Annotated in this window: 26 protein-coding genes and 1 tRNA gene; 5 read left to right on the top strand and 22 right to left on the bottom strand. The window is 39.0% G+C overall.

Annotated features, from left to right (window positions below; all coding sequences use genetic code 11):
* Nucleotides 1-29 precede the first annotated feature (29 nt).
* Nucleotides 30-557, bottom strand: a complete 528-nt coding sequence (locus ACCB35_RS10065; RefSeq protein WP_374056734.1) for a hypothetical protein — start codon at nucleotides 555-557, stop codon at nucleotides 30-32.
* 302 nt (nucleotides 558-859) lie between these two features.
* Between ACCB35_RS10065 and ACCB35_RS10060 the strand changes: the two genes are divergently transcribed.
* Nucleotides 860-956: transfer RNA gene (locus ACCB35_RS10060), tRNA-Sec, on the top strand.
* A 64-nt stretch (nucleotides 957-1,020) separates the two neighbouring features.
* Here ACCB35_RS10060 and ACCB35_RS10055 read toward each other — a convergent pair.
* On the bottom strand, nucleotides 1,021-2,346 hold the full coding sequence (locus ACCB35_RS10055) for an ATP-binding protein (protein WP_374056733.1): 1,326 nt from the start codon (nucleotides 2,344-2,346) through the stop codon (nucleotides 1,021-1,023).
* Nucleotides 2,347-2,551: 205 nt separating this feature from the next.
* On the opposite strand from ACCB35_RS10055, the gene ACCB35_RS10050 reads away from it, so the two are divergent.
* A complete protein-coding gene (locus ACCB35_RS10050; RefSeq protein WP_374056732.1) occupies nucleotides 2,552-2,977 on the top strand; it encodes a DUF2621 domain-containing protein in 426 nt (141 codons plus the stop codon).
* A gap of 157 nt (nucleotides 2,978-3,134) precedes the next feature.
* On the opposite strand, the gene ACCB35_RS10045 is transcribed toward ACCB35_RS10050, so the two are convergent.
* The 4 genes from ACCB35_RS10045 to ACCB35_RS10030 form a co-directional block, all read right to left on the bottom strand.
* A complete protein-coding gene (locus tag ACCB35_RS10045) occupies nucleotides 3,135-3,614 on the bottom strand; it encodes a site-2 protease family protein (RefSeq protein WP_374056731.1) in 480 nt (159 codons plus the stop codon).
* A gap of 176 nt (nucleotides 3,615-3,790) precedes the next feature.
* On the bottom strand, nucleotides 3,791-4,270 hold the full coding sequence (locus tag ACCB35_RS10040) for a CcdC family protein (protein WP_044337279.1): 480 nt from the start codon (nucleotides 4,268-4,270) through the stop codon (nucleotides 3,791-3,793).
* Between the two features lie 123 nt (nucleotides 4,271-4,393).
* Nucleotides 4,394-4,753: a response regulator gene (locus tag ACCB35_RS10035; RefSeq protein ID WP_374056730.1), complete on the bottom strand. Its 360-nt coding sequence runs from the start codon at nucleotides 4,751-4,753 to the stop codon at nucleotides 4,394-4,396.
* 131 nt (nucleotides 4,754-4,884) lie between these two features.
* Nucleotides 4,885-5,592 carry a cytochrome c biogenesis CcdA family protein gene (locus ACCB35_RS10030; RefSeq protein ID WP_374056729.1) on the bottom strand — a complete coding sequence of 236 codons (708 nt, stop codon included), beginning with the start codon at nucleotides 5,590-5,592 and terminating at the stop codon, nucleotides 4,885-4,887.
* A 264-nt stretch (nucleotides 5,593-5,856) separates the two neighbouring features.
* Here ACCB35_RS10030 and ACCB35_RS10025 point away from each other — a divergent pair, with 264 nt between their 5' ends.
* Nucleotides 5,857-6,033 carry an aspartyl-phosphate phosphatase Spo0E family protein gene (locus ACCB35_RS10025; RefSeq protein WP_082051130.1) on the top strand — a complete coding sequence of 59 codons (177 nt, stop codon included), beginning with the start codon at nucleotides 5,857-5,859 and terminating at the stop codon, nucleotides 6,031-6,033.
* Between the two features lie 95 nt (nucleotides 6,034-6,128).
* Here ACCB35_RS10025 and ACCB35_RS10020 read toward each other — a convergent pair whose 3' ends face one another.
* The 9 genes from ACCB35_RS10020 to ACCB35_RS09980 all read right to left on the bottom strand — a co-directional run bounded on the left by ACCB35_RS10020 (nucleotide 6,129) and on the right by ACCB35_RS09980 (nucleotide 15,716).
* A complete protein-coding gene (locus tag ACCB35_RS10020) occupies nucleotides 6,129-7,934 on the bottom strand; it encodes an ABC transporter ATP-binding protein (RefSeq protein WP_374056728.1) in 1,806 nt (601 codons plus the stop codon).
* Between the two features lie 3 nt (nucleotides 7,935-7,937).
* A complete protein-coding gene (locus ACCB35_RS10015; RefSeq protein WP_374056727.1) occupies nucleotides 7,938-9,686 on the bottom strand; it encodes an ABC transporter transmembrane domain-containing protein in 1,749 nt (582 codons plus the stop codon).
* 141 nt (nucleotides 9,687-9,827) lie between these two features.
* Nucleotides 9,828-10,949: a CamS family sex pheromone protein gene (locus ACCB35_RS10010; protein WP_374056726.1), complete on the bottom strand. Its 1,122-nt coding sequence runs from the start codon at nucleotides 10,947-10,949 to the stop codon at nucleotides 9,828-9,830.
* 191 nt (nucleotides 10,950-11,140) lie between these two features.
* The gene (locus ACCB35_RS10005; RefSeq protein WP_044337285.1) at nucleotides 11,141-11,362 is read right to left on the bottom strand and encodes a YneF family protein; all 222 of its coding nucleotides are present in this window, start codon (nucleotides 11,360-11,362) and stop codon (nucleotides 11,141-11,143) included.
* Nucleotides 11,363-11,446: 84 nt separating this feature from the next.
* Nucleotides 11,447-11,884, bottom strand: a complete 438-nt coding sequence (sirA, locus tag ACCB35_RS10000; protein ID WP_044337286.1) for a sporulation inhibitor of replication protein SirA — start codon at nucleotides 11,882-11,884, stop codon at nucleotides 11,447-11,449.
* A gap of 245 nt (nucleotides 11,885-12,129) precedes the next feature.
* Nucleotides 12,130-14,136, bottom strand: a complete 2,007-nt coding sequence (gene tkt, locus ACCB35_RS09995; protein ID WP_374056725.1) for a transketolase — start codon at nucleotides 14,134-14,136, stop codon at nucleotides 12,130-12,132.
* 252 nt (nucleotides 14,137-14,388) lie between these two features.
* Nucleotides 14,389-14,622 carry a DUF896 domain-containing protein gene (locus tag ACCB35_RS09990; protein WP_044337288.1) on the bottom strand — a complete coding sequence of 78 codons (234 nt, stop codon included), beginning with the start codon at nucleotides 14,620-14,622 and terminating at the stop codon, nucleotides 14,389-14,391.
* Nucleotides 14,623-14,727: 105 nt separating this feature from the next.
* Nucleotides 14,728-15,378: a recombinase family protein gene (locus tag ACCB35_RS09985; RefSeq protein ID WP_374056724.1), complete on the bottom strand. Its 651-nt coding sequence runs from the start codon at nucleotides 15,376-15,378 to the stop codon at nucleotides 14,728-14,730.
* 11 nt (nucleotides 15,379-15,389) lie between these two features.
* On the bottom strand, nucleotides 15,390-15,716 hold the full coding sequence (locus ACCB35_RS09980; protein ID WP_044337290.1) for a LysM peptidoglycan-binding domain-containing protein: 327 nt from the start codon (nucleotides 15,714-15,716) through the stop codon (nucleotides 15,390-15,392).
* 160 nt (nucleotides 15,717-15,876) lie between these two features.
* Between ACCB35_RS09980 and lexA the strand changes: the two genes are divergently transcribed.
* Complete coding sequence (lexA, locus tag ACCB35_RS09975) at nucleotides 15,877-16,497, top strand: transcriptional repressor LexA (protein ID WP_044337292.1); 621 nt, start codon at nucleotides 15,877-15,879, stop codon at nucleotides 16,495-16,497.
* 122 nt (nucleotides 16,498-16,619) lie between these two features.
* Here lexA and glnA read toward each other — a convergent pair whose 3' ends face one another.
* The 4 genes from glnA to hflX form a co-directional block, all read right to left on the bottom strand.
* Complete coding sequence (gene glnA / locus ACCB35_RS09970; protein ID WP_374056723.1) at nucleotides 16,620-17,954, bottom strand: type I glutamate--ammonia ligase; 1,335 nt, start codon at nucleotides 17,952-17,954, stop codon at nucleotides 16,620-16,622.
* A gap of 37 nt (nucleotides 17,955-17,991) precedes the next feature.
* Nucleotides 17,992-18,408, bottom strand: a complete 417-nt coding sequence (locus tag ACCB35_RS09965; RefSeq protein WP_374056722.1) for a MerR family transcriptional regulator — start codon at nucleotides 18,406-18,408, stop codon at nucleotides 17,992-17,994.
* Between the two features lie 136 nt (nucleotides 18,409-18,544).
* The gene (locus tag ACCB35_RS09960; RefSeq protein ID WP_374056721.1) at nucleotides 18,545-19,825 is read right to left on the bottom strand and encodes an aminotransferase class I/II-fold pyridoxal phosphate-dependent enzyme; all 1,281 of its coding nucleotides are present in this window, start codon (nucleotides 19,823-19,825) and stop codon (nucleotides 18,545-18,547) included.
* 18 nt (nucleotides 19,826-19,843) lie between these two features.
* Nucleotides 19,844-21,097, bottom strand: coding sequence for a GTPase HflX (hflX, locus tag ACCB35_RS09955; RefSeq protein WP_374056720.1), 1,254 nt, complete (start codon nucleotides 21,095-21,097; stop codon nucleotides 19,844-19,846).
* Between the two features lie 200 nt (nucleotides 21,098-21,297).
* On the opposite strand from hflX, the gene ACCB35_RS09950 reads away from it, so the two are divergent.
* Nucleotides 21,298-21,906, top strand: coding sequence for a trimeric intracellular cation channel family protein (locus tag ACCB35_RS09950; RefSeq protein ID WP_374056719.1), 609 nt, complete (start codon nucleotides 21,298-21,300; stop codon nucleotides 21,904-21,906).
* A gap of 73 nt (nucleotides 21,907-21,979) precedes the next feature.
* On the opposite strand, the gene spoVK is transcribed toward ACCB35_RS09950, so the two are convergent.
* The 3 genes from spoVK to miaA all read right to left on the bottom strand — a co-directional run bounded on the left by spoVK (nucleotide 21,980) and on the right by miaA (nucleotide 24,546).
* Nucleotides 21,980-22,933 carry a stage V sporulation protein K gene (spoVK, locus tag ACCB35_RS09945; protein WP_374056718.1) on the bottom strand — a complete coding sequence of 318 codons (954 nt, stop codon included), beginning with the start codon at nucleotides 22,931-22,933 and terminating at the stop codon, nucleotides 21,980-21,982.
* A gap of 389 nt (nucleotides 22,934-23,322) precedes the next feature.
* Nucleotides 23,323-23,559, bottom strand: a complete 237-nt coding sequence (gene hfq / locus ACCB35_RS09940; protein ID WP_374056717.1) for an RNA chaperone Hfq — start codon at nucleotides 23,557-23,559, stop codon at nucleotides 23,323-23,325.
* 27 nt (nucleotides 23,560-23,586) lie between these two features.
* On the bottom strand, nucleotides 23,587-24,546 hold the full coding sequence (gene miaA, locus ACCB35_RS09935) for a tRNA (adenosine(37)-N6)-dimethylallyltransferase MiaA (protein WP_374056716.1): 960 nt from the start codon (nucleotides 24,544-24,546) through the stop codon (nucleotides 23,587-23,589).
* Nucleotides 24,547-24,582 lie beyond the last annotated feature (36 nt).

The raw sequence follows: 24,582 nt of genomic DNA, 5'->3' as shown, positions 1-24,582 counted from the left end.
TATTTTCATGGAATCGCCTTTTCTTTTTATCAACCGTTTAAATCACTTATTAAGCTTGAGCTTACTAACCCTGCTTCATCAAGGATTTCTTTGATTTGGTTTTCTGCTTCAGTTAATTTCTCATTAGCTGCCGCTAAATCTGTTTCGCCCTCTTTAGAGAGTGCTTCAGCCTTCATATCATATGATTCTTTCAAAGTGGATTTGAATGTTTCCACCGTTTCTTTTTGATCACCAAGACCTTCAGGGATCTCCATGCCTTCAACTGCTTTCGCAGATTCTGTTGCTGATGCTGCAGCGGCTTCCTTCATTTTTTCCAACTCTTCTCCTGCAGGAGGCGCTTCCCCTGCCATCGCTTCTTCATATCCATTAAGATCAATATCAACACCATTGACGGTTGTCGTTAAATTCAAATAAAAATCCATTAAATCTCCAGCAACATTTGTGTTCTCTTCCGTTGCATTTGATGTTTCATCTTTTTTAGCTTCGTCAGTACCTGAATCAGAACACCCAACTAAAGCTAAAGATAGACCCAGACCTAAAAACCATACTTTTTTCATACTTGTTTTCCCCTCTCTGTCTCAATCAACATGTTCAAGTATAGAAGGTAAGCAATTCCTTTAGGAAATCGCTTTCTTCAATTTATGATAAGCCGGCAAAAAGTATCTTATCACGGGGAGAATAGACCGGTAAAGAAGAATTTTCTAATTTCTCCAAAGTTTAAATCTTATAAATATTTTAAATATAAAGCCTATTTTCTATCTGATTATCACACTTTACTCACGGGTCAATGGTACGAATATCTTCTAAACCATTTGAACAATTTTTCCTTCCATGGTATAACTTATTTATACATAATTCCGGGGCTGATTGTTGAGCTGGTGCTTGCCTAGGTCTTCAAAACCTCTTGGGAGGCGCGTGCCGTCTCCGCTGGGTTCGATTCCCAGGCAGTCCCGCCACTTTAAAATTTTATATTCTTACACATGAAAGAGCCCTTATGTTCATTCCATAAGGGCTCTTATTTCATTGATTTTGTAAGGTTTCTCTCCTTTTTCTCTCTGAAGCTTGAACTGATTCAAACATGATATGGAAGGTGGTCCCTTCTCCCTGCTCGCTTTGAACCCTGATATCCGCTCCATGATCCCGAAGGATTCTCAGACATATGGTAAGACCTAACCCTGTGCCTTTCGTCTTCGTTGTGAAGAATGGTTCTCCGAGTTTATCCAGTGTTTCTTTTTTCATGCCTACCCCCTCATCTTTGAAGGTTAATTGAACCTTGTTATTAGGGGACAAGTCTGCAGTTATCGTAATCGTTCCTCCATGAGGCATCGCTTCTATGGCGTTTTTAAGTAAGTTAATGAATACTTGTTTTAGCTGATTTTCATCTCCTCGAATATGAAGCTCCCTTTCATGAAAATCGGTTTGAATTTCAATATTATATAAAATGGCATTCGTATTTAACAGTTTCGCGACATGATCGAGGGTCTCTATGATATTAATTCGTCTGTATGTAACAGATTGCGGCTTTGCGAGTATCAATAACTCACTCAGCACAAGTTCAATCCTCTTAATTTCAGAAAAGACAATCCCTAAGTATTCCTTGGTCTTCTCATCGGCATCATCTCTTAATAACTGAAGAAAGCCGTTAATAGACGTCAGGGGATTGCGAACCTCATGTGCAATCCCGGCTGCTAATTGCCCGGCGACAGAAAGTTTTTGAGACTCGATGGCCAACGTTTCATTCATTTCAATCAATTCTTCTTCATTATGTACTCTTTCGGTAATGTCTGAGATGGTGCCTACCGTACCAAGAAGCTCACCATTTTCGTTGTAATTTAACTTAACATTCACTTCACCCCAACGAAATTGACCCTCCCTCTTTTGATAAGAGAAGTCCATTTTCATTTTCTCCTTTTTCAAGCTGATGCTTTGTCTCACCATCCTAAGTATTTCATGACGTTCATGAAGGGATATAAAATGAAGTGCATTCTTATGTAAACTTTCTTTAACCGTATAACCCGTATAATCTTCCCAGGATTGATTCAGAAATTGAAACTCTCCTTTGGAATTGGTATGGAAGACAACTTCATCGATACTCTGAAGCACATGCTGCATCTCTTCGTTGAGACGCTTTACTCTCTCTTCACTCTTTCGTAAGGCAGCTAATGTTTTATGGCTGGTGTCATGATTTTTCCCCATATAATAGCTGATAAAGAGAATCAATAGAGTGAACACCAAATCCACTTTTAAATCCACTGGGTAATGCAGAACAAAGTAATAAATAAAATCCCACGTTAAGACTAGTAAAAGTCCAAAGAGCACTGATACTATTCTCCCCCTATATTTCATCCTATGAGCCCCCCTATCCATCCAAACTTGAGAATCGAATCGAAATAGAAAGAATTTTCACGATATTTGTTATTTATTAGTATATCATTTCTAATTAAGAACAGTATAGACTTCTTTTGTAAAAACAGTGATATTCTTGTCACAAGCTTTTCCCTTGTCTATAATGAATACGATACAATCGTTTTTGAAAAATTGAGGTGAAAGCATGCTTGAAGGTTGGTTCTTATATTTCATACTATTTTGGGTCGTTTTTTTAGTGGCTTCATTTGCTATTGGTGGATTCTTTATGTTCAGGAAATTCTTAAAGAGATTTCCTAAGGAAGATGGAAAATCCGATTTGGACTGGGAAGAACATTATGTGAAAGAAACCATCCATTTATGGGGTGATGAAGAAAAGCAAATGCTCAATGAGCTGGTCACACCCGTACCCGAATTATTCAGGGACGTAGCGAAGCAAAAAATTGCAGGGAAAATTGGGGAATTGGCTTTAAAGGACAGAGCCTCTTCCATTACCCAGGAATTAGTCATAAGAGGGTATATTCTGGCGACTCCGAAACGGGATCATAAATTTCTTCGAAAAAAACTAAACGAAATGCAAATAGATGTAACCCCTTACGAACATTTATTCTAGGTGACAGGAAGGAAATAGAATGGGATCGATACTAATTATTCCGATTGTGCTATACTTAATTTTTGTTATAGGTGCAGCATTTCTGTTTATTAAATGGAAGAAAGCAAAAAAAGGTAAACGATAGTCGTTTACCTTTTTTCTTTCACTATTTATATGATTAATCAATGGGATCCTCTGCCTTACCGTATCTAATGACGTCAAGTATTGCTTGTCCATCACTTGGTTTTCCTTCTCCATTCCGAAACGGAAACAATGAAAAGAAAATAAAGTAAACGGAGAAATATACAAATTGATAGAAAAAGATATGAACGGGAATGACCCCTTCATAAATCAGGAAATTAATAGCTAAAATCGCAATCAGGTTAAATAAACTTCCGGAAATATAAATAAGGACATGAACCCAAACCTTGTTATACTTCAATTCTGTATATTGGCACCAACCTTCCATAAAATACATTCTCTTCACTTCCAATGGACCAATGTTCATTAAATGCTTACCGGTGCCAATGCAGAATTTTATCTTTGCACCAAATATGCGAGCAATTAGGATATGACCTGCTTCATGGACGATGGTGACCAAAGGCAGTGTTAAAAAGAATGCCAGAAAAAACGTCCATATATCTGCTAGCGTAAACAATACTTATCCCACCAATATCTCTCTTTATTTTCTTTCTTCATCTCACTATTTGCCCTAAATGAGTAATCATTAAGCGTATTGGTCTCCTTTGTAAAGAAATCGTAATCTGAGATGAAGAAGTTTCCAAATAAAAAATAGCAGGGTGATAGGAATCACCCTGCTATTTTTCCATTGAATTAAATTGAATTCGTCGTTAAATCTTGTTGCTGTTGGTGGAGCTTTCTATATTGAAGGTACATGGTGATCCTCCACGGTACGATCATTCCAAAGGCAAGTATCCAGAACATCCCGCTAAGTTCACCATAATCAATCGATGCACTGAGAACTGACTTGGCCACAATCCGTATTAACAAAAGTCCAATCAAAATAAATGCGAACGCCTTAGATCGTTTTAGATAAATATCATTCTCACGAATTTCGAATTTGGAAGTCTTGATTAACAATATAGAAAAAATCATTCCTACCGTAATCGCTTCTAGAAATTCTCCTAAAGTGACTCGAAAGACAGGGAATAAGAACATTAAGGCACCCGTACTCATAAACAAAGGTGGTAAAATAATCTTCTTACCGCTTACAGGTCTTTTCTGAGCCTTCATTCTAATAAATATCACCATAAATCCCATACAAATCGCAACAATGGATGAAGCAATCATCATAAACCATCATCATCCTTTTATTTTCTACTTTCATACCTTTCCCTATTATAGCCCAAAAGAAAGAAAAACGAAAACACAAAAAAGAGAGAATGAATCGAAGCTTCAATCTCCCTTTCTATTTGATCATCCTAAAACTCTTTTGATGGCTTCCTCCACACGCACATCGTCAAAGGGTTTCACAATAAAGTCCTTTGCTCCCGCTTCAATGGCTTCCACCACTACCTTTTGTTGCCCCATGGCTGAACACATGATTACTTTAGCTTGAGGAAACTCGGATAAAATTCTTCTAACCGCTTCAATTCCGTCTAGCTCAGGCATCGTGATGTCCATGGTCACTAAATCCGGCTGAAGCTCACGATACTTTTTTACGGCTGTGAGTCCATTCTCAGCTTCCCCTACGACTTCGTGACCGCTGGAGGAGAGCATGCTCCCAAGAGTCATTCTCATAAATTTCGCATCATCCACTACAAGTATCGTTGCCACAGATGTTTCCTCCTCGTATACGCTACCCATTGTCTATTGATCCAAATTTCCTAATTCATCCATTTAAACTATACCATAAAACGTAATATGCATTCAATTTATTCTGTATGGTCTATGCTCATTTGATGGGGTTAAAATCCCGTGAATCCCCCAAATACTGGAGTAAGATAAGCAAGAATGACTGTCATCCAATCAAAGAATAGCATGATTCCTACTGCAATCATTACATATCCTCCTGCCTTTACGATCTTTCCACTATTTTTTCTGATCCATCGCATTCTTCCAATAAAGAATGACAGAATGAAAAATGGAATGGCAAATCCTAACACGTAAGCCGTCATATATATAACACCTGAACCTGGATTAGAGGCCGCAAGGGCAAGAACGGAAGCAAGAATCGGTCCGGTACAAGGTGTCCAGCCTGCAGCGAATGCCATTCCGATTAACACCGAACCAAAAAATCCGGCCGGTCTATTCTTGAACTCAAAACGACGGTCCTTCATCAATGTTTCAGGGGTAAATACGCCAATGACTACCAATCCAAATATGACAATGAAGATAGCTCCAAGTTGACGAATGAGGTCCTTATAATCCAAAAAGAAGTTTCCGATAAGGGAAGTCCCAAAACCGATGGCGATGAAGATTGCCGAGAAGCCGACTAAGAAAAATAACGTATGTATTAAACTTCTCCTTTGGAGCATTGCATTATCCGATTTGAGCTCATTGACACTCATTCCTGTTATATAAGAAAGAAAAGCGGGATATAATGGCAGGCAGCATGGCGATATAAAGCTTAGGAAACCCGCTCCAAATGCTAAGAAAATATTAATATCAGACATTTTTACAACTCCTACATTTCATTATATCTCTATTCTATCAAACAAATCCCGATTCTATGAGGAATGATTGTGTGAAAGATTTGTGACCGTCATATTACATGAATATTTTACTTTTTCAAATGTATTAAACTCTCTTTTCTTTTAAAAAAAACCATTAATTTTGCTTTGAAAATTAGTCCTATTTTCGTTATACTAATAAAAAGTTACAGTTATTACTAGTTTTGTATTCCATCTGTAAGGACATACAAAAGAAAGGAAACAGCCGTGTCTAAAAAAGAGCTTCTCGAACGAATTGAAAAACAGCGTGCTCAATTAATCGATATAGTTGCCGAAAATGGACTCACGTCACCTCAAGCTATTCAGTTTAGTCAGGAACTTGATCGTCTGTTAAATAGCTACAACTCCTTATACATAAAAAAACGTTCCCCTCAAATGAGCTAAGACCGTTTTGAATACAATTATCCCATTCTAATATAAATGACAACGACAAAAGGCGGACTCTTCATCTATAGAGCCTGCCTTTCATGTGTTTGCGTTTAAGAACCTGATACCACATCTTCCATACCATCCACTAAACCATTCTGAAGAAGATACATTTTATGATAAATGCCTTTTTGAACAAGTAGTTCCTGATGACTTCCTCTCTCTACAATCTCCCCTTGATGAAGGACCAGGATCAGGTCTGCATCTTGAATGGTAGAAAGCCTGTGAGCAATGGCAATCGTTGTTCTTCCTTTTCTCATCCTTGACAATGCGCCTTGAATGGCTTCTTCCGTTTCCGTATCAATATTGGCAGTTGCTTCATCCAGTATTAGAAGTTTTGGTCTGGTCGCAATGGTACGCGCAAAAGCGATTAATTGTCTTTGTCCACTCGAAAACGTCGATCCCCTCTCAACCACTGGATGCCCATATCTTTCCGGCAGTTTTTCAATAAAGGTATCGGCTTGAACGAATGCGGCAGCTTCCTCCACTTGCTCATCGGTCATGGCTTCGCAGTGAAGTTTAATATTATCCCTTATTGTTCCGAAGAAGAGGAATGGATCCTGCAGGACAAGCCCCATTTTCCTACGAAGCTCTTCTAGTGGGAAAGCCTTAATGTTTTGACCGTCTATCAGAATACTGCCACGTTCAAATTCATAGAACCTCATGAGTAAATTGATGATTGAACTCTTTCCGCTTCCGGTATGTCCGACAAGAGCAACCGTCTCTCCGGGTTTTGCAGTAAATGAAATATTCTTAATAACATCTCTCTCTCCATCATAAGAGAATGAAACATTGTCAAATGTTATTTCCCCTTCACTAATTGTTTCTTTTAAACGACTATCCAATTTCTGTGCAGGTGAAACCTCATCTTCATCCAGTAGCTTAAAAACACGGGAAGAGGCGATGATTGCCTGTTGAAACATGGAAAGCCTCATCATGATTTGATTGACCGGCTCAAAAAATCGGTCCAGATAATTAACGAAGGCATATAAAACCCCTATTTCGATTGGCTGATTCAATGAGGTTACGCCAAAATAGCTTAACACAACAATCAAGGCAGCAACATACACCAGGTCAATGGCAGGTCTTAATAGTAATCCATCCACTTTAATATTCTTCATGCCTGCCAAATAGTGTTTTTTATTAATATCGCCGAATTCTTCCCGTAGTCTTTTTTCCTGCCTGAACACTTGAATGATGGACATCCCCTGGAGTGACTCACTAAGCTTAGCATTAAGCTGACTTAATCTCTCACGCATATCCTGATAGAAGATGGCACTAAACTTGCGATAAAGCTTCATTATCATAAAAATGACTGGCAAAATGAATAAACAGAAAAAGGCCAACTTGCTATTGAGTGCAAACATGGCAATAAAGATACCCGTTAATAGGAATGCACCTTGAATGAATGATACTAACACACTCACAAACATATCTTTAATCGCTTCCGTATCATTCGTAACCCGGGAGACAATACTTCCCGCCGGGGTCTTATCAAAATACTTCATACCTAAACCTTGAACCTTGGTAAAAACATCTACACGCAGTTGCTGAATGATCTTCAGGGCTATTTCCTGAAACTTCAGCAATTGAAAGTAGGAGATCAATACATTTCCAATCTGAATGAATAAATAGGTTGCTGAGAGCCCTATAAGCGGTCCGTATGGAAACTCTCTCGGAGTTAAATAATCGTCTATAAACACTTTAATAATGATCGGTCCAAAGACATCACCGATCGTGGTCAGTAACAATAATGAAAATGCATATAAAATTGTTTTTTTATGAGGCTTTGTATATTTCATAAGACGAAAAAAAATGTTCCTCTGTTCTCTCGGTGTTAAAGTCGGTATAGTATCCATATCTCAACCTCCATACTCCACTAATTCTTCTAACTGTTGACGCAGATACATATCCCGATACCATCCTTTATTCTTCATCAAATCGTTATGAGTGCCTCTATCAACGACCTTCCCATCTTCGAGCACGAGGATCAAATCTGCATGTTGTATGGCGCTTAATCGGTGAGAAGTAATCATGGTCGTTTTTCCCGCTCTATTTTCCTTTAAGGAGGTCAAGATGGATTCCTCCGTCCTCGCATCAACGGCTGACAAGGAGTCATCAAGAATAAGCACCTCAGAATTCATTAAAAGAGCTCTTGCAATCGATATCCTTTGCTTTTGTCCACCAGACAAGGAAACTCCTCTTTCTCCGACCACAGTATTGTATCCGTCGCTGAAATGGACAATATCATCATGGATATGTGCAAGTGTTGCCGCTTCCTCAACTTTTTCTTTCGTGGTGAGGGGATGTGTGAAAGCTATATTCTCATAAATTGTCGCTGAAAAAAGAAAATGATCTTGAGGTACATATCCAATACTTTCACGAAGACGGGTTAATTTATAATCTTGGATCATATGCCCCCCAAACTTTATCTCTCCTTCATACCCTTCAAATTCCCTGAGCAATAGTTTTAAGAGGGTTGTTTTACCTGCTCCCGTTTTCCCAACAATTCCTATCGTTTGACCTTTTCTTAAGGTAAATTGAATATTTTCTAAAGCATGAACCTCTTCATTCGGATAAGAAAAGGACTCAATCTTATATTCAATATCTCCGGAAGGGCATACATCCAGCGCTCCTTCATGATCTTTAATGTCCACCCTTTCATTCAAGAGTTGAGATACACGTTCGTAAGACGCACGCCCTCTCTCCACAATGTTGAATAACCATCCGAATGCGAGCATCGGCCAAATGAGAAGCCCGAGATAGGTAGTAAATGAGATCAGTTCTCCTATCGTAAGTTCCCCTCTCACCACAAACCTTGAACCAAATACAATCGATAAAAAGAAAGAAATTCCTACTATTATGGAAATGGTGGGATCAAATAAGGAATCCACTTTTGCAACAGCTATATTCTTTTGCACCACCTCTTCAGATTGCTTTCTAAATGATTCGATATCCTCTTTCTCTTGTCCAAACGTTTTAAGAACCTTTATCCCCGTTACACTCTCCTGAGTTTTATCATTTAAGGATGAGAAAGCTTCCTGGGCTTTATGAAATCGTTTATGTAGAAGAGTTCCATAATAACTTGTCAGGATTGCCATGAATGGCATGGGGATCAAAGCAATAAGGGTAAGCTTCCAACTGATTGTAAAAGCCATGGCCAGTACCACAAAACCTCCTGTAGATATGGAATCCACAAACGTTAATACTCCTACCCCGGCCGTTTGTTGTATCGCTTGAAGATCATTTGTGGCATGGGCCATCAAATCACCTACCCGCCTCTTTTGATAAAAGGATGGTGACATCTTAGTAAAATGATGGTACAAACGATTCCGAAGCAAGAGGGAAAGCTTGGTTGCCGAACCAAAAATCATGATCCTCCATACAAATCTCAGTCCATACATCGATAGGGCTGTAATGATCAGAATAAGAACCCATTTCATCATATCTTCCCGTGTTAATGTATTTTCTTTAATGCTATCTACAATAACCCCAACAATCTTCGGTGGGATTAATTGAAGAAATGCTACAAATAAAAGTAGAATGGTTCCTGTGATATAAGATTTTTTCTCTTGCAGAAAAAACCACTTTAAATCTAAAAAGACTTTCATTCTCTCTCCCCCGCATCCTAATAAATCGACTCTTTATTTTACCAAATTTCAAAAAAATGAGAAATCTTTTTTTGATAAGATACAAACAAAAAAAGAACACCTCTTTATTTCTAAAGAAATGCTCTTATTGTTTGTATTATACTAATGGATTTGAACAAAGGGTTCTTGGTCCACTTCTTTTACGATGGTTGCTTTAAGACCCTTTGGCGTCTTAACATAAAGGTAAACGGGCGTATGAGGGAAGTAATCAACGATTTCGGGGCCAATTGCCTGAGCAAAGCCAATTAGTTCTGTTTCTTTCACCATACCTGTATGTACATCGATGACAAGTTTATTCAACGTATCCTTTTTGTATAAGCCTTTTCCGACAAACTCTATATCTTGATGAGAGAAATATTTCGAAACATAATCTTCTAGATCACGAATCCGATTATGGAGATCACGGTCTTTCTCTTCCCCTTCGTCACTAGGAAAATAATAATATTTATCAGTAACATCAGTCCATTTTTTTACACTTTTGTCATTTCCGTCTACATAACCAGATGAAATGTAGTTTCCTGAAACGACACTATTTAATGGTTGAAGTTTATACAGGGAAATCATGATAGGAACATCTTTAAGTTCTTTATTGGCTTTCACTCGACTGACAACGGTGTTAGCTATTTTCTTTCCGTATTCCTCTAACTGTTGGTCATCGATCTTCGCCTCATCGAAGTGCATGAGCTTATTTTCATCCTCGACTCGAATATAATCTACCGTATTCATGGCAAGACCGAGGGAGATTCCTTTAATTTTCCCTTTTGAATCTACGTAGTTCTGCTCATGGATATAAGCGAGATACATGGGATTCTTTTTTTCAAGCTCCATCTGCTGTTCCCAGCCCATATCATCCGTAATCTTCAGAGCAGGATTAAGCCCCAATTTATTTGATTCAGACTTTCTTCGCAACCATGAATTCAGATCTTTAAGGTATTGGCCTTCTTCGTATACATAATCCTCAGGAGAAAAATGCTCTGTGGATAAAGACATAAGGCCTGTCTCGATTTCATCCATATCACTTCGATTATTGATCATCATCGTAATTAGTCCGCGATTGACCGACTTCTTCTCTTCGTTCACTTTATAATTTAAATATTCGCGAGCGTCTCCAGCTGCACTATTTTGAATTTCAAGTGTTTCTTCATCCATCACTTCTTGAGGCTTATTGCTGCACCCGGCAACAAGAATCATGAGAGACAGTGAAGCAATCATCCATTTTTTCATATGACTCCCTCCGGACTATATTCTATCATAAATTCAATTTCAAACTGAATGATAATTCTCAAGTTTTTATGAATACATGAAAATAATCAATTTATCCTGCATTACTAAAGGAATGCGTCCTCCCAAACATCTCCACAAATCGTATCTATCAAAAATAGAAAAAGCACCCATCACCTGAGTGCTTCTACCTATTACTTCATGTTTTTATTCATTGCATTCATCATTTGATTGATTTTCTTTTGGGATGGTTTTTGACCCATTTGCATCATCATCATGCGTAACATTTGCTCGTTAATTGGTGGATTTTTCTTAAGATAGCTCATCATATATTTACGAGCAATGAAAAATCCTAGTGCAACTCCAGCAAGTAATGCTAGAACTCCAACTAGAATAAGTAACCCAGTCGTTGACATATTCTTACTTCCTCCTTCATGTTGTCCTTATAAAAGTGTACTAAACCATGAAACATTATACAATATTTCAGTCATAATTTCTTATTAATATATAAATTTTCTTTGTTTTATAGGTTTTAACCAGCCAAAACGTTCATTTTTTATATCGATTGCCAGAAGCTGCCCCATATTTTTCCGTAAAATCTCAAAGAAAATATATTCTGATTCATCCGGCCCCCAGGTGCTAAGCGTCATCCACTTTTCATTTAGAACGAGGGTAGCCCCTGAAGCCCCTCTATCGATTGTCGGTACAGAGTCAACCCATGCCGCTCCTTCAACCTTTATTAATCCATGCTGGAGGAGTCTCTGTGTAGGAAGGTAAGGGATAGGCTTAGTAATATATTCTACTTGCTTAGAGATGATATCATGAAGATCTCCTGAACTTGCTTCCCAATCGGAAAACAATTGATAGAACATTCTTTCTCGACCATAATAGTGCTGGACAAACTTTTCTTCAATCAAATAGATTTGATAGTTTCGCACCTTTTCTCCCTCCTGCCTTTCTTTCATATAGTATAAATCAACTAGAAGGGAGTCATTGTCAGAAATTGTTGAAAATCTACACTAGTTTTGTCGAAGGATTCTCCTAAGTTACTATATGAAATGGTCTATCCTCCCTTTACCCAGTCTCTTCCATACATAGTCCTTTTAATCCATAATTATTTTTACCATTTAAAAAAGGTCAACTCCTTAAAGAGTATTAAGGAGTTGACCTCTCAAATCATTATTTATTTCTGAAGCAATGCCTTGATTCTTGACACTACATTGTCTGAAGTAAAGCCATACTCTTCCATGACTCTTGCCCCAGGAGCTGATGCGCCATATCCATCAATCGCTAGGATGTCGCCTTCGTCTCCAACATAGCGATCCCAGCCCATTGGAGATCCCATCTCAATAGCAAGGCGTTTTTTCACACTCTTAGGTAAGATTGATTCTTTATATTCTTTTGACTGTTTCTCGAAGCGGTCAAAAGATGGCATACTTACGACGGAAACGCTGATTCCGTCTTTTTCCAGTGCATTTTGAGCCTCTACCGCTAAATGCACTTCAGAACCAGTCGCAATCAGTATTGCATCAGGCTGATCTTTGCCAGAAGCAGATACCACATATGCTCCTTTATCTACTCCGTTATATGCTTTATCTGCTGTACCTTTAAGAGTTGGAAGATCTTGACGGGATAGAACCAACATAGTTGGCTGATCCTTGGATTCTAAAGATAACTTCCATGCTGCAGCTACTTCATTTCCATCACCAGGTCGGATGACACAAAGGTTAGGCATTGCACGTAATGAAGCAAGCTGTTCTACAGGTTCATGTGTAGGTCCATCTTCTCCGACAGCGATACTATCATGAGTGAAAACATACGTTACCGGTAAGCCCATTAATGCGGCTAAACGGATAGCAGGTCTTAAATAATCACTGAATACGAAGAATGTTCCCCCGAATACGTGCAGTCCACCATGGAGAGCCATACCATTCATGGCAGCACCCATACCAAATTCACGAACTCCAAACCAGATATTACGTCCTTCATAAGATTCAGGCATAAAATCTGCTTCATCTTTGATCATCGTTTTGTTGGATCCCGCTAAGTCTGCTGATCCACCAATGAATGAAGGAAGATTCTTAGCGATCGCATTCAAGACTTCACCGGAAGAAGCTCTGCTTGCTAATGCTTTACCTTCTTCATAGACAGGAATGTCACGATCCCATCCTTGTGGTAGATCGCCTTTAATGGCAGCTTCTAATTGTGCAGCAAGTTCTGGATGTTCTTCTTGGTACTTAATGAATAGGTTAGCCCACTCTTCTTCTCTTTGAGAACCTGCTTGTTGGATTTTTTCCTCGAAGCGGCTGTATACTTCATCTGGAACATGGAAATCTTGCTCAAATGTCCATTGGTAAGCTTCTTTCGTGAGCTTCATTTCGTCTTCACCCAGTGGAGCACCGTGAACGTCTGATTTACCTGATTTATTAGGAGCACCATACCCGATGACAGTCTTAACTTCGATCATTGCAGGACGAGTTGTATCACCTTGAGCCTCTTCGATCGCTTTAGAAATTTCCTCAAGGTCATTACCGTCTTCAACGCGAATATATTGCCAACCATAAGATTCAAAGCGACCTTTCACACTTTCAGAGAAAGATTTATCTAAATCCCCATCAAGAGAAATATCATTTGAATCATAAAGAACAACAAGACGGCCTAATTTTAAATGTGCTGCTAATGAAGCTGCTTCAGAGGATACCCCCTCCATCAAGTCTCCATCTCCACAGATAGAATATGTAAAATGATCTACAATATCGTATTGATCTTTATTGTATGTAGACGCTAAATGTCTTTCAGCCAATGCCATACCAACCGCCATACCAATTCCTTGACCGAGTGGCCCAGTCGTTGCTTCTACTCCTGGAGTATGTTTGTATTCAGGGTGTCCTGGAGTTTTACTTCCCCATTGACGGAATTCTTTAAGATCATCCATTGAAACATCATAACCAGATAAATGAAGAAGGCTATATAATAGCATAGAACCATGACCAGCGGATAAAACGAAGCGATCGCGGTTGAACCACTCAGGATTTTTCGGGTTATGATTCATAAATTTTGTCCAAAGAGCATACGCCATCGGAGCAGCTCCCATAGGCATTCCAGGGTGTCCCGAACCTGCTTTTTCTATTGCATCAATAGATAATGTACGGATTGTATTAATTGCTAATTGATCTGTTTTATCAAACATTTGTCAGACATCCTTCCTTTTAATGTACCTTATTAATATTAATCTTCTTTGGTAGTTTATACAACTATCTTGAATGATAACATGACTTTATCATCCTTGAAAAATAAAAACCCTTGCAAAAACAAAAGCGGAGGGGATTTGCACAGCCCCTAATAGCATAAGCGTGGATAAGCTAAAAAGGGAATGTTTTCCTTTAATTCGGAATACTAAAAAACTGCCAAGGCTCTTCTAAAGCCTGGCAGCTCATTCACTTTAATGCATTTTCTTTTTGCTCTGGATATCCTGAATCTTTTTAGGGGTCACTTCATTACCTTCCGGATCAAAGATTCTTGTATTTTCTATTGTACCTTTCATCGATTGACGAAACGTTTCAAGGTATTCTTTTCTCAGTTTGGACTGCTCTTTTGCTTCTTGTTCTGTAAGTCCATTGCTTTTAGACTTTTTCGCAAGTTCATTGATTCGATTCATTTTTGTTTTTGAAAGCATCTATAAAAACTCCTTTATTGCATAATCAGCAAAATCTAAAACACAACTCAAAGTTAAGCGACATACTATTGCCATATTACTAGACTAAAGGAGATAAAACAAGAGTTACGCATTTTCCAATGAAGCCATATATTCTTTAAAACGCCTATGTACGGTAGCTTTGGAAACATCATATCCAAACCCTCTTAAAGTCGCTGCAATTTCAGCAAAAGTCAATTCGTTCTTTCTTAACCTGACAATTTCCTCGACAGGTACTTCAATCCGCTCTCTCCCATCTACATTCCCTTTGTTTTTAAGATTTTTATGGGGTTGAAAGCCATTTTCCACTGCCCTCTTCATACCTCGTCTGATTTTTAAATTATGGATTTTCCTTTGGTACTCCTCAACCATGCTCACGATATTTATGACCATAGAATCTGATTCAGATAAGTGAAGCTCACCACTATGTGTTTGACTGATAATCTTGACTTCTTCTTTTAATAAACAATGAATGAGTGCAATTTTTGCATTTCCTCTGCCAATCCTCGTTTCGTCCTGTATGAGAACTGCCGCAATCGAGTCATCTTTAATCAAATCAAGAAGTTCCAGTACACCAGGACGATCTAATTCAAAACCGCTTGCTTGATCTTTTATGATAGCAGCCACTTCGTATTGGCGTTCTTGTGCTAATTTCACTAATTCCTCTTCTTGACGCTCCAAAGATGTTTCCTGTGTGTCTTTCTTTGTACTTACTCTGCAGTAAATAACTGCCTTCATTTTCTATCCCTCTATTCTTCGTTCATTACCAATTCATAATCTGAATGGGTGGATAATGTTGGATTTTCTATAGGTAACACAAGTGATTCACCGGGTTTGATTGAGAATGATGTAAGATTATTTTCCTCTCCGACCCAAGCGATAAATTCTTCCACTGTCATAGAATATTCTTCATTATACTGTTTGGCAATAGTCCAAAGCGTGTCTCCATCCTGAACGGTGATGCTTTGATATGACGGCTGGTTTGCCATAACCACTAGCAAATAGGCTGCAGATAAAAGTGCTAAAATAAATAATATAATAATGTAAGAGAAACGATTCCAAATGTGTGTTAACATAAAAAAATACCTCCATACGAATGTTTGTTCTGTTTTTTTGATATATTCATTGTAATACGAACATTCGTTTGGTGTCAACAGAAATTCGAACTTATGTTTGTATCGACTGGAAAGACATGCTATAATGGGAACATAAGATCTATAATAGAGGTGCGTGAACATGACAAAATTGTCTAAAAGACAGCAGGACATACTAGAATATATTAAAATTGCAGTTAGAGAAAAAGGGTACCCACCTTCCGTACGGGAAATCGGGGAAGCCGTTGGTCTTGCTTCTAGTTCCACCGTACACGGACATCTGGCCAGGTTAGAGAGTAAAGGTCTTATTCGTAGAGATCCCACCAAACCAAGAGCCATCGAAATCTTAAATCTTGAAGAGGATACGATTCCACGCCAGCGTGTTGTTAACGTTCCTTTAATCGGTAAAGTTACAGCAGGTCAACCCATCACGGCTGTGGAGAATGTCGAAGAATTCTTTCCCCTGCCTGAGCGTATGGCACCTTCAGACGAACAGGTGTTCATGCTCGAAATCATGGGTGATAGTATGATAGAAGCCGGGATTTTGGATGGAGATTTTGTTATCGTGCGTCAGCAGCAAACAGCGAACAATGGAGACATCGTCGTAGCAATGACAGAAGAAGATGAAGCGACTGTAAAACGCTTCTTTAAAGAAAAGGATTATGTTCGATTACAGCCAGAGAATTCAACAATGGATCCGATCATTTTACGAAATGTATCCATTTTAGGTAAAGTCGTCGGAGTTTATCGTCAAGTACATTAGTACGTTTAAGCCGCTATGTTTAATAGCGGCTTCATTTTTTCTGTATTTCGAAAGACTTTTGTAAAAAAATAAGCAGTGGGTCGTAGCGTTTTCCCTACGACCCACTGCTTTGCTTTTAAGGATTAATACATTTGAATGTATTGCTCGCGTTCCCATGGGTGTACTTGTGTACGGAACATATCCCATTCGATCTCTTTCGCTTCCACGAAATGTTCGAAAATGTGTTCTCCAAGAGATTTAACGATTACTTCATTTGTTTTAAGGTTTTCTAATGCAGCATGTAAAGTTGCAGGAAGATCTACGATACCCGCTTCTTCACGCTCTTTTTTGTCCATAACATAAATGTTGCGGTCAATCGGCTTAGGAGCTTGCAGGTTATTCTTAACACCATCTAATCCTGCTGCTAATAATACAGCCATTGCCAGGTAAGGGTTAGCCGCCGGATCGACACTACGTACTTCAACACGTGTGCTTAATCCACGAGAAGCAGGGATACGGATTAATGGGCTTCGGTTACGTGCAGACCAGGCAACATAACAAGGTGCTTCGTACCCTGGAACTAAACGCTTGTATGAGTTTACAGTCGGATTCGTGATTGCTGTAAAAGCAGTAGCATGCTTAATGATACCAGCAAGGAATTGACGGGCAGTATCACTTAGTTGTAAGTCACCTTTTTCATCAAAGAAAGAGTTCACTCCATTTTTGAATAAGGACATATTGCAGTGCATTCCTGAACCATTCACACCGAATAATGGTTTCGGCATGAATGTTGCGTGTAAACCATGTTTACGTGCAATCGTTTTTACCACTAGTTTGAATGTCTGAATATCGTCACAGGCTTTTAATGCATTTGCATATTTGAAGTCGATCTCATGTTGACCAGGAGCTACTTCATGGTGGGATGCTTCGATTTCAAAGCCCATTTCTTCCAGTTCTAATGCGATATCACGACGGCAGTTCTCCCCTAAATCTGTAGGAGCTAAATCGAAATAGCCACCGTTATCGTTTAATTCCAATGTCGGCTCACCGTTTACGTCTAATTTAAAGAGGAAGAATTCCGGCTCAGGTCCAAGATTGAAGTCGGTAAACCCTAGCTCTTCCATTTGACTTAAGATGCGCTTTAAGTTGTTACGCGGATCTCCTTCGAATGGAGTGCCATCTGGATTGTAGATATCACAGATTAGACGGGCTACTTTTCCTTTTTCAGCTGTCCATGGGAATACCAACCATGTATCTAAATCAGGGAAAAGGTACATATCTGACTCTTCAATACGAACAAATCCTTCAATTGAAGATCCGTCAAACATCATCTTGTTATCTAAAGCCTTCTCAAGTTGGCTTAGAGGGATTTCTACGTTCTTGATCGTCCCCAGAATGTCAGTGAATTGCAGTCGAATGAACTTGACACCTTCTTCATTCGCTAATCTTAATACATCTTCTCGAGTATACTTTGCCATTTACGTATTTCCTCCTCAAGTTTATTAAAGGTTTTATTTAATGAAAAAAGCGGGACATGTCACCTTGACGCAAAGATGCCTTAGTAAATCGACCGGAATGCATCAATTCATTTCGAAGTAATTTACGCAGCTCGTCATCGGATAAATCTTGTCGTGCTTTTTCTTCCTTTTCATTACTTACGTCAGATACTACTTTACTTTCATTTTGGCTGGATACAGCAAATATCTTCTTTATCCCTGCCATGTTGATGCCTTGATCTAACAGATCCTTTACTTCCAATAACTTATCAATGTCATTCAAGGAAAAGAGCCTGCGATTCCCCTCAGTACGTGCAGGGCTGATCAGTTGGTGCTCTTCATAGTATCGAATCTGACGAGCCGTTAGGTCCGTGAGCTGCATGACAATACTAATTGGAAATAATGCCATCGTTCTACGAATTTCACTTCCGCTCATCTTGATTCCTCCTTTTGTTTTCCTTCTTGACCTTATTATATGTAATGTAAGGAGTTCTGTCAATCAAATGTTAGATTTTCTTACATAAGAAATCAATAGAAAAGGATAGTCAGATTTAGACTATCCAATTACTACTTTAATATCCTTTCCCAACAGTGATTAAACCTTTTTCAATTAAATTATCTACTGCTGTGCATACAGCAATTTTTACATGTGCGTAAGTTAACCCTCCCTGAACGTATGCCACATAAGGTGGTCTTATCGGTCCGTCAGCAGATAATTCAATGCTGGAACCTTGAATGAATGTTCCAGCAGCCATAATGACATCATCTTCATAGCCAGGCATATAGTTCGGATATGGAGTAAAATGAGAATTTATAGGTGATGCAAACTGGATTGCCTGACAAAATGCAATCATCTTATCTTTGTCATTGAATTGTACAGACTGGATTAAATCTGTTCGTTTTGCATAAGGACTTGGGTTTGTATTCATGCCGAGCTCTGTTAAGAACGCTGATGTGAAAACGGCACCCTTTAATGATTGTGCCACCACATGTGGCGCCAAAAAGAAGCCTTGATACATTTCCTGCAAACTGTAAAGAGATGCCCCGGCCTCTGCCCCTATCCCAGGTGAGGTCATTCGATACGAACATGCATCTACGTATCCTTTTTTCCCAACAATATATCCTCCTGTTTTAGCAAGGCCACCACCAGGATTTTTAATAAGGGAACCGGCCATTAGGTCTGCACCTACGTGACAAGGCTCTCTTTCTTCTACAAATTCTCCGTAGCAGTTATCTACAAAGACGACAATTTCAGGGTTAATTTCTTTAACGAAGTCAATCATTTCTTTGATTTCTTCTATAGTAAAGGAAGGTCTATTGGCATACCCTTTAGAACGCTGAATCCCCACCATTTTTGTCTTGGAAGAAATCGTTTTGGCCACTTCTTCAAAATCGACCTTTCCTGACTCTAGTAAATCGACACTTTGATAGCCAATCTGGAAGTCTTTCAGAGAACCGGTGCCTTCTCCGCGAATACCAACAATTTCTTCTAACGTATCATAAGGTTTTCCCGTTATATACACCAGTTCGTCCCCAGGTCGGAGTACACCAAATAAGGCGATTGATATTGCATGGGTACCTGAAATGATCTGGGGTCGAACCAGTCCTGCTTCTCCTCCAAATACGTCTGCATAAATACTTTCCAATGTGTCTCTCCCGGCATCATCATACCCGTATCCTGTGGAAGGAATAAAATGAGAATCACTTACACGATGCTTTTGAAAAGATCTGAGTACCTTAAATTGGTTACTTTCCGCTCTTTCTTCTATATGTTTATGTATATCTTTAATGCTTGATTCAACCTTTGTTACCAATGATTTTAGAATGGTTCCGTGCGCTAATTGTTCAAACATGAGGTCTTTGTTTCCCTTCTACCTTTGAAATTTCTTAATGTTTCCTGAGATCGGGTGATCTTCCAGGTGATAGCCCGTCAATTCATAAACCTGGTTTTCTTCTATAAATTCCAGTTTTCTTAAGATGGTTTCATTCTTTAATTGCGAAAGGACCTTCCCTTCACTCGCTGGAATGAACACATGATAAGATGTCATATGTTTCTTCACGATTTCTTCTATTTTTAATAAAAGCTGCCCGCGATCGAGTTCGTTTAAGGCACTGATCATGATCCGATCCCCTTCACTGCCCGGCACAAAGTCAGGGTGCATCACATCTTTCTTGTTGTATACCGTTAACTGAGGCAGTCCAGACATGTCCAGGTCTTCCAATAAAGATTGAACGGTCTTCTCATGCTGACTGTAATCCGGATTTGAACTATCCACTACATGGAGAAGAAGGTCCGCTTCCCTCACCTCTTCCAGCGTAGAGCGAAATGCCGCTACTAATGTAGTCGGAAGATCTTGGATAAATCCAACAGTATCCGTAAGTAAAGTCGAATATCCGCTTGGCAAGGGCATCTTTCTTGTCATAGGGTCCAGTGTAGCGAAGAGTTGATTCTCTGCATAAGAATCTGCTAATGAGATTCGATTAAACAAAGTCGATTTTCCTGCGTTTGTATAACCGACCAGTGCTATTTGAAAGGCTTTGTTACGCTTTCTTCGTTCACGATACCTTTCTCTGTGTTCAACGACGATTTGTAGTTGTTTCTTAATATCATCAATTCTGCGATGAATATGACGACGGTCACTTTCGAGCTTTGTTTCACCCGGCCCTCTTGTCCCGATTCCTCCTCCCAACCTTGAGAGAGAGGCTCCCTGACCGATTAATCGAGGAAGCAAGTATTGAAGCTGAGCAAGCTCTACTTGTAACTTCCCTTCTCTTGAACGGGCACGCCCGGCAAAGATATCCAGGATCAGTTGAGTTCGATCAATCACCCTTGCTTTTAAATCTTTTGATAAATTCCTTATCTGACTCGGAGATAGCTCATCATTAAAGATGATAATATCCGGTTCAAATTGCTCTTCCAAAAGGACCAGCTCTTCCACTTTTCCTTTACCTATATATGTACCAGGATGAACGCTATCCCGTTTTTGAGTTAGTACAGCCATAACTTGACCTTGAGCCGTTTCCGTCAACTCTTCAAGCTCGTTTAAACTATACTGAAAGCGCAAGTCATCTTCTTCCAGTTGACATCCAACCAATATGACTTTTTCTTTTACTTCATGCTTCAATAAACATCCTACTTTCTTTACAATTCATTATTATTTTCATCATACCAAATTCGCCTCGTAAACTCTATGTAAAAAGGTATGAAAAATGGTTGCAATTAAGTGCAAACGTGTTAAAATCAGTATGTTTGAATAAACATAACAACGATCACATTCTACATACTGGCATGTAGCATATTGTAATAGGGTTAGGAGGAATGTGTATGACGTGGGAAGTATTAAGTATTATAGGTACCATTGCTTTTGCCATTTCAGGAGCTATAATTGCCATGGAAGAGGAATACGATATTCTCGGTGTTTATATATTAGGAATTGTCACAGCATTTGGTGGAGGGGCCATCCGGAATTTATTGATCGGCGTTCCGGTTTCCGCTCTTTGGGAGCAGGGCATGTTATTTCAGATAGCCCTTCTTTCTATAACAGCCGTCTTTCTTTTCCCGAATAATCTCCTTAAGCATTGGAGAAAATGGGGGAACTTTTTTGATGCAATTGGTCTATCAGCCTTCGCCATCCAAGGAGCACTGTATGCTTCTGAAATGAATCATCCGATAAGTGCTGTAATTGTGGCAGCCGTATTAACGGGAAGCGGCGGTGGAATCATTCGCGATCTTCTTGCCGGCCGTAAACCGTTAGTGCTTCGTTCAGAGATTTATGCTGTGTGGGCGGTACTTTGTGGAGCGGCTATCGGACTCGGAATTGTCCAATCGGCCTTTGAATTATACTCTTTATTCGTCATTACCACCACGCTGCGTGTCCTTTCCTACTTATATAAATGGAGGTTGCCGAATAGGAGCTTAAGAGCACACGTTTAATAAGAAAAAATGCATTCGTTTACGAATGCATTTTTTCATAGATTCTTATATTCCTATTGTTTACTAAGTATAGTCATTCAGAAGAACCCTTATTAAACACCAGATCATTGCTTCGAATGGTTAATAAATCGTGTCGATCATAGCAATTTTCCATTAAGAGGCGCATTGCCTGAGCACGTATGGACTTTTCTATTACATTTCGTACATATCTTCCATTTGAAAATGCCATTGGAGATAGGCTATTTTTAGCTGAGTGAAGATGCTCCTTTATCTTTCTTTCTGCATCGTGACTTAATAAGTATTGCTTTTCTTCTAACATCCTTCTCCCAATTTCCATCAGCTGATCAACTGAATAATCAGGAAAATGAAATACGAGAGGAAATCGTGATTGCAGACCTGGATTCAAGGTGAGGAAGTGATCCATTTCCCTTGAATATCCTGCCAGAATCAAGATAAATTCATGCTGCTTATCTTCCATATGTTTGACAAGTGTATCAATCGCTTCTTTCCCGAAATCCTTTTCGCCTCCTCTACCGAGAGAATATGCTTCATCAATAAACAAAATGCCTCCTAAAGCTTTTTTGACAAGGTCTCTTGTTTTCTGAGCCGTGTGACCTATATATTCGCCAACCAGATCAGCTCTCTCTGCTTCTATTAAATGTCCTTTAGAAAGTACATTCATTTTCAAGAACAGTTTTCCAATGATTCTTGCTACGGTCGTCTTACCAGTGCCGGGATTTCCTTTGAACATCATATGAAGCGCTTGTTTTCCTGCTTTCAAACCCATTGCTTCACGTTTCTTATTGACATATATCCATGCATAAATTTCTTTCACCATTTTTTTCATTTCTTCCATTCCCACAAGAGATCCGAGTTCTTCTTCTATTTCTTTTAATGCTACATGCTCTTGAGGGAGAGACTGAGGAAGAGATTCATGCCTCAACGTATCTCGTACTGAACTCCGTTTTTGAGAATTCAATACAATGCTGATTTGACCATTATTTTTCATTCTCATTGGTTGATCCAAAGGTTTCACCTCACCATTCTAAAGACAGTATACGCTCCTGAGGATTTTAGGGTGACAAACGCCTATATTTCACCTATTTTTTTCGACAAATAAGAAGAATTCTGTCTATTCCTGCGCTTTCCCGAGAAATAAAAAGAAATACGGAGTGTTTTGCTTCGTTAATGTTCTATACAGGTTCAATCATTATTCAACTGTTAAAAACCAGTCTGTAGCATTGTAAGTGAGGGACGTAAAATAGCCTCTCTTATCATCCTATTCAATTACTTTTCTTTTCATTAACTAATTCTGTTAATCCTTCATCAGATTCATTATGGGCATGCAAAAACATCCTGCTCATGACCACAAAAAAAGCTGCCCTTAGAGGCAGCTTTCGAAAACTTTTTTCACAATTAATTGGTTGATTCTTCAAAATTTATTTGGACATTACGCTGTGGAGCGAATGTTGAAATAGCATGTTTATATACAAGCTGCTGTTTTCCATCGCATTCAAACAGCACTGTAAAGTTATCAAAACCTTTCACTTGGCCACGGATTTGGAAGCCATTCAATAAAAACACCGTACATAGGGAGCTCTCTTTTCTCAATTGATTAAGGAATTGATCTTGGATATTAATGGATTGTTTCATGGTTAGTCCTCCTCTTCTATCTCTACATTACTTATTCGACTTTAATTGAAGCTTTCCTGCAATAAATTCTGAAATATCCTCAATAATTTTGGGGTGCTGATGCTCATCTGTCATATCGAACCAGGCCACATCCATTTTATTTCTGAACCATGTAAGCTGGCGCTTTGCATACCTTCTGGAATTTTGCTTTAGGTTTTCGATTGCCCGTTCCAAGCTGACTGTACCATCAAAATAATCGTAAAGCTCCTTGTAGCCAATGGCCTGAACAGACTGAACATTTCTTATACCTTCATCGTATAGTCCTTTTACTTCTTCTAATAGCCCTTGGTTCATCATTAAGTCAACACGAAGATTGATTCTCTTATAAAGTTTTTCCCGTTCCATGGATAATCCAATTAAAGCTACATCGTACTGCAGCTCCTGGGATTGTGCTCCTTGATACTCAGACATTGTCTTTCCAGTGCAATGATAGATTTCCAATGCTCGAATAACACGTCGGGTATTGTTCCGGTGAATATTCCCTGCTGTAACAGGATCCACTGATAATAATTGGTCGTGAAGCCACTCGGAACCATTCTTCTCAAGGCTTGCTTCCAGTTCCTCACGATAGTGTTCATCACCTGGAGTTTCAGTGAATTGATAATCGTATAGGACCGACTGAATATAAAGTCCTGTCCCCCCTGCTATAAGAGGAATTTTCCCACGAGAGTGGATTTCTGATATTTTCTTCCGAACCTGCTGCTGAAAGTCAGCTACAGAGAAGGATTCATCAGGATCTCTAATATCAAGCAAATGATGGGGGATGCCTTCCATTTCTTCAGGGGTGATTTTAGCGGTTCCAATATCCATTCTTTTATAGATTTGCATGGAATCACCACTAATGATTTCCCCTTTGAACCTCTTTGCAAGTTCTATACTTGTATTGGTTTTCCCTACAGCAGTCGGACCAATAAGAACAATCACTTTCTCTTTCTCATATCTTGTCATACGTTCACTGCTTTCTATGTAAATGATTCTTTACAT

Origin of the sequence: Rossellomorea sp. FM04394 (assembly GCF_041889765.1) — a bacterium.
In the GTDB taxonomy this organism is placed as follows: Bacteria; Bacillota; Bacilli; order Bacillales; family Bacillaceae_B; genus Rossellomorea; species Rossellomorea aquimaris_B.
The sequence above is the reverse complement of the archived record's forward strand: the minus strand, read 5'-3'. Positions and strand labels throughout refer to the sequence as shown.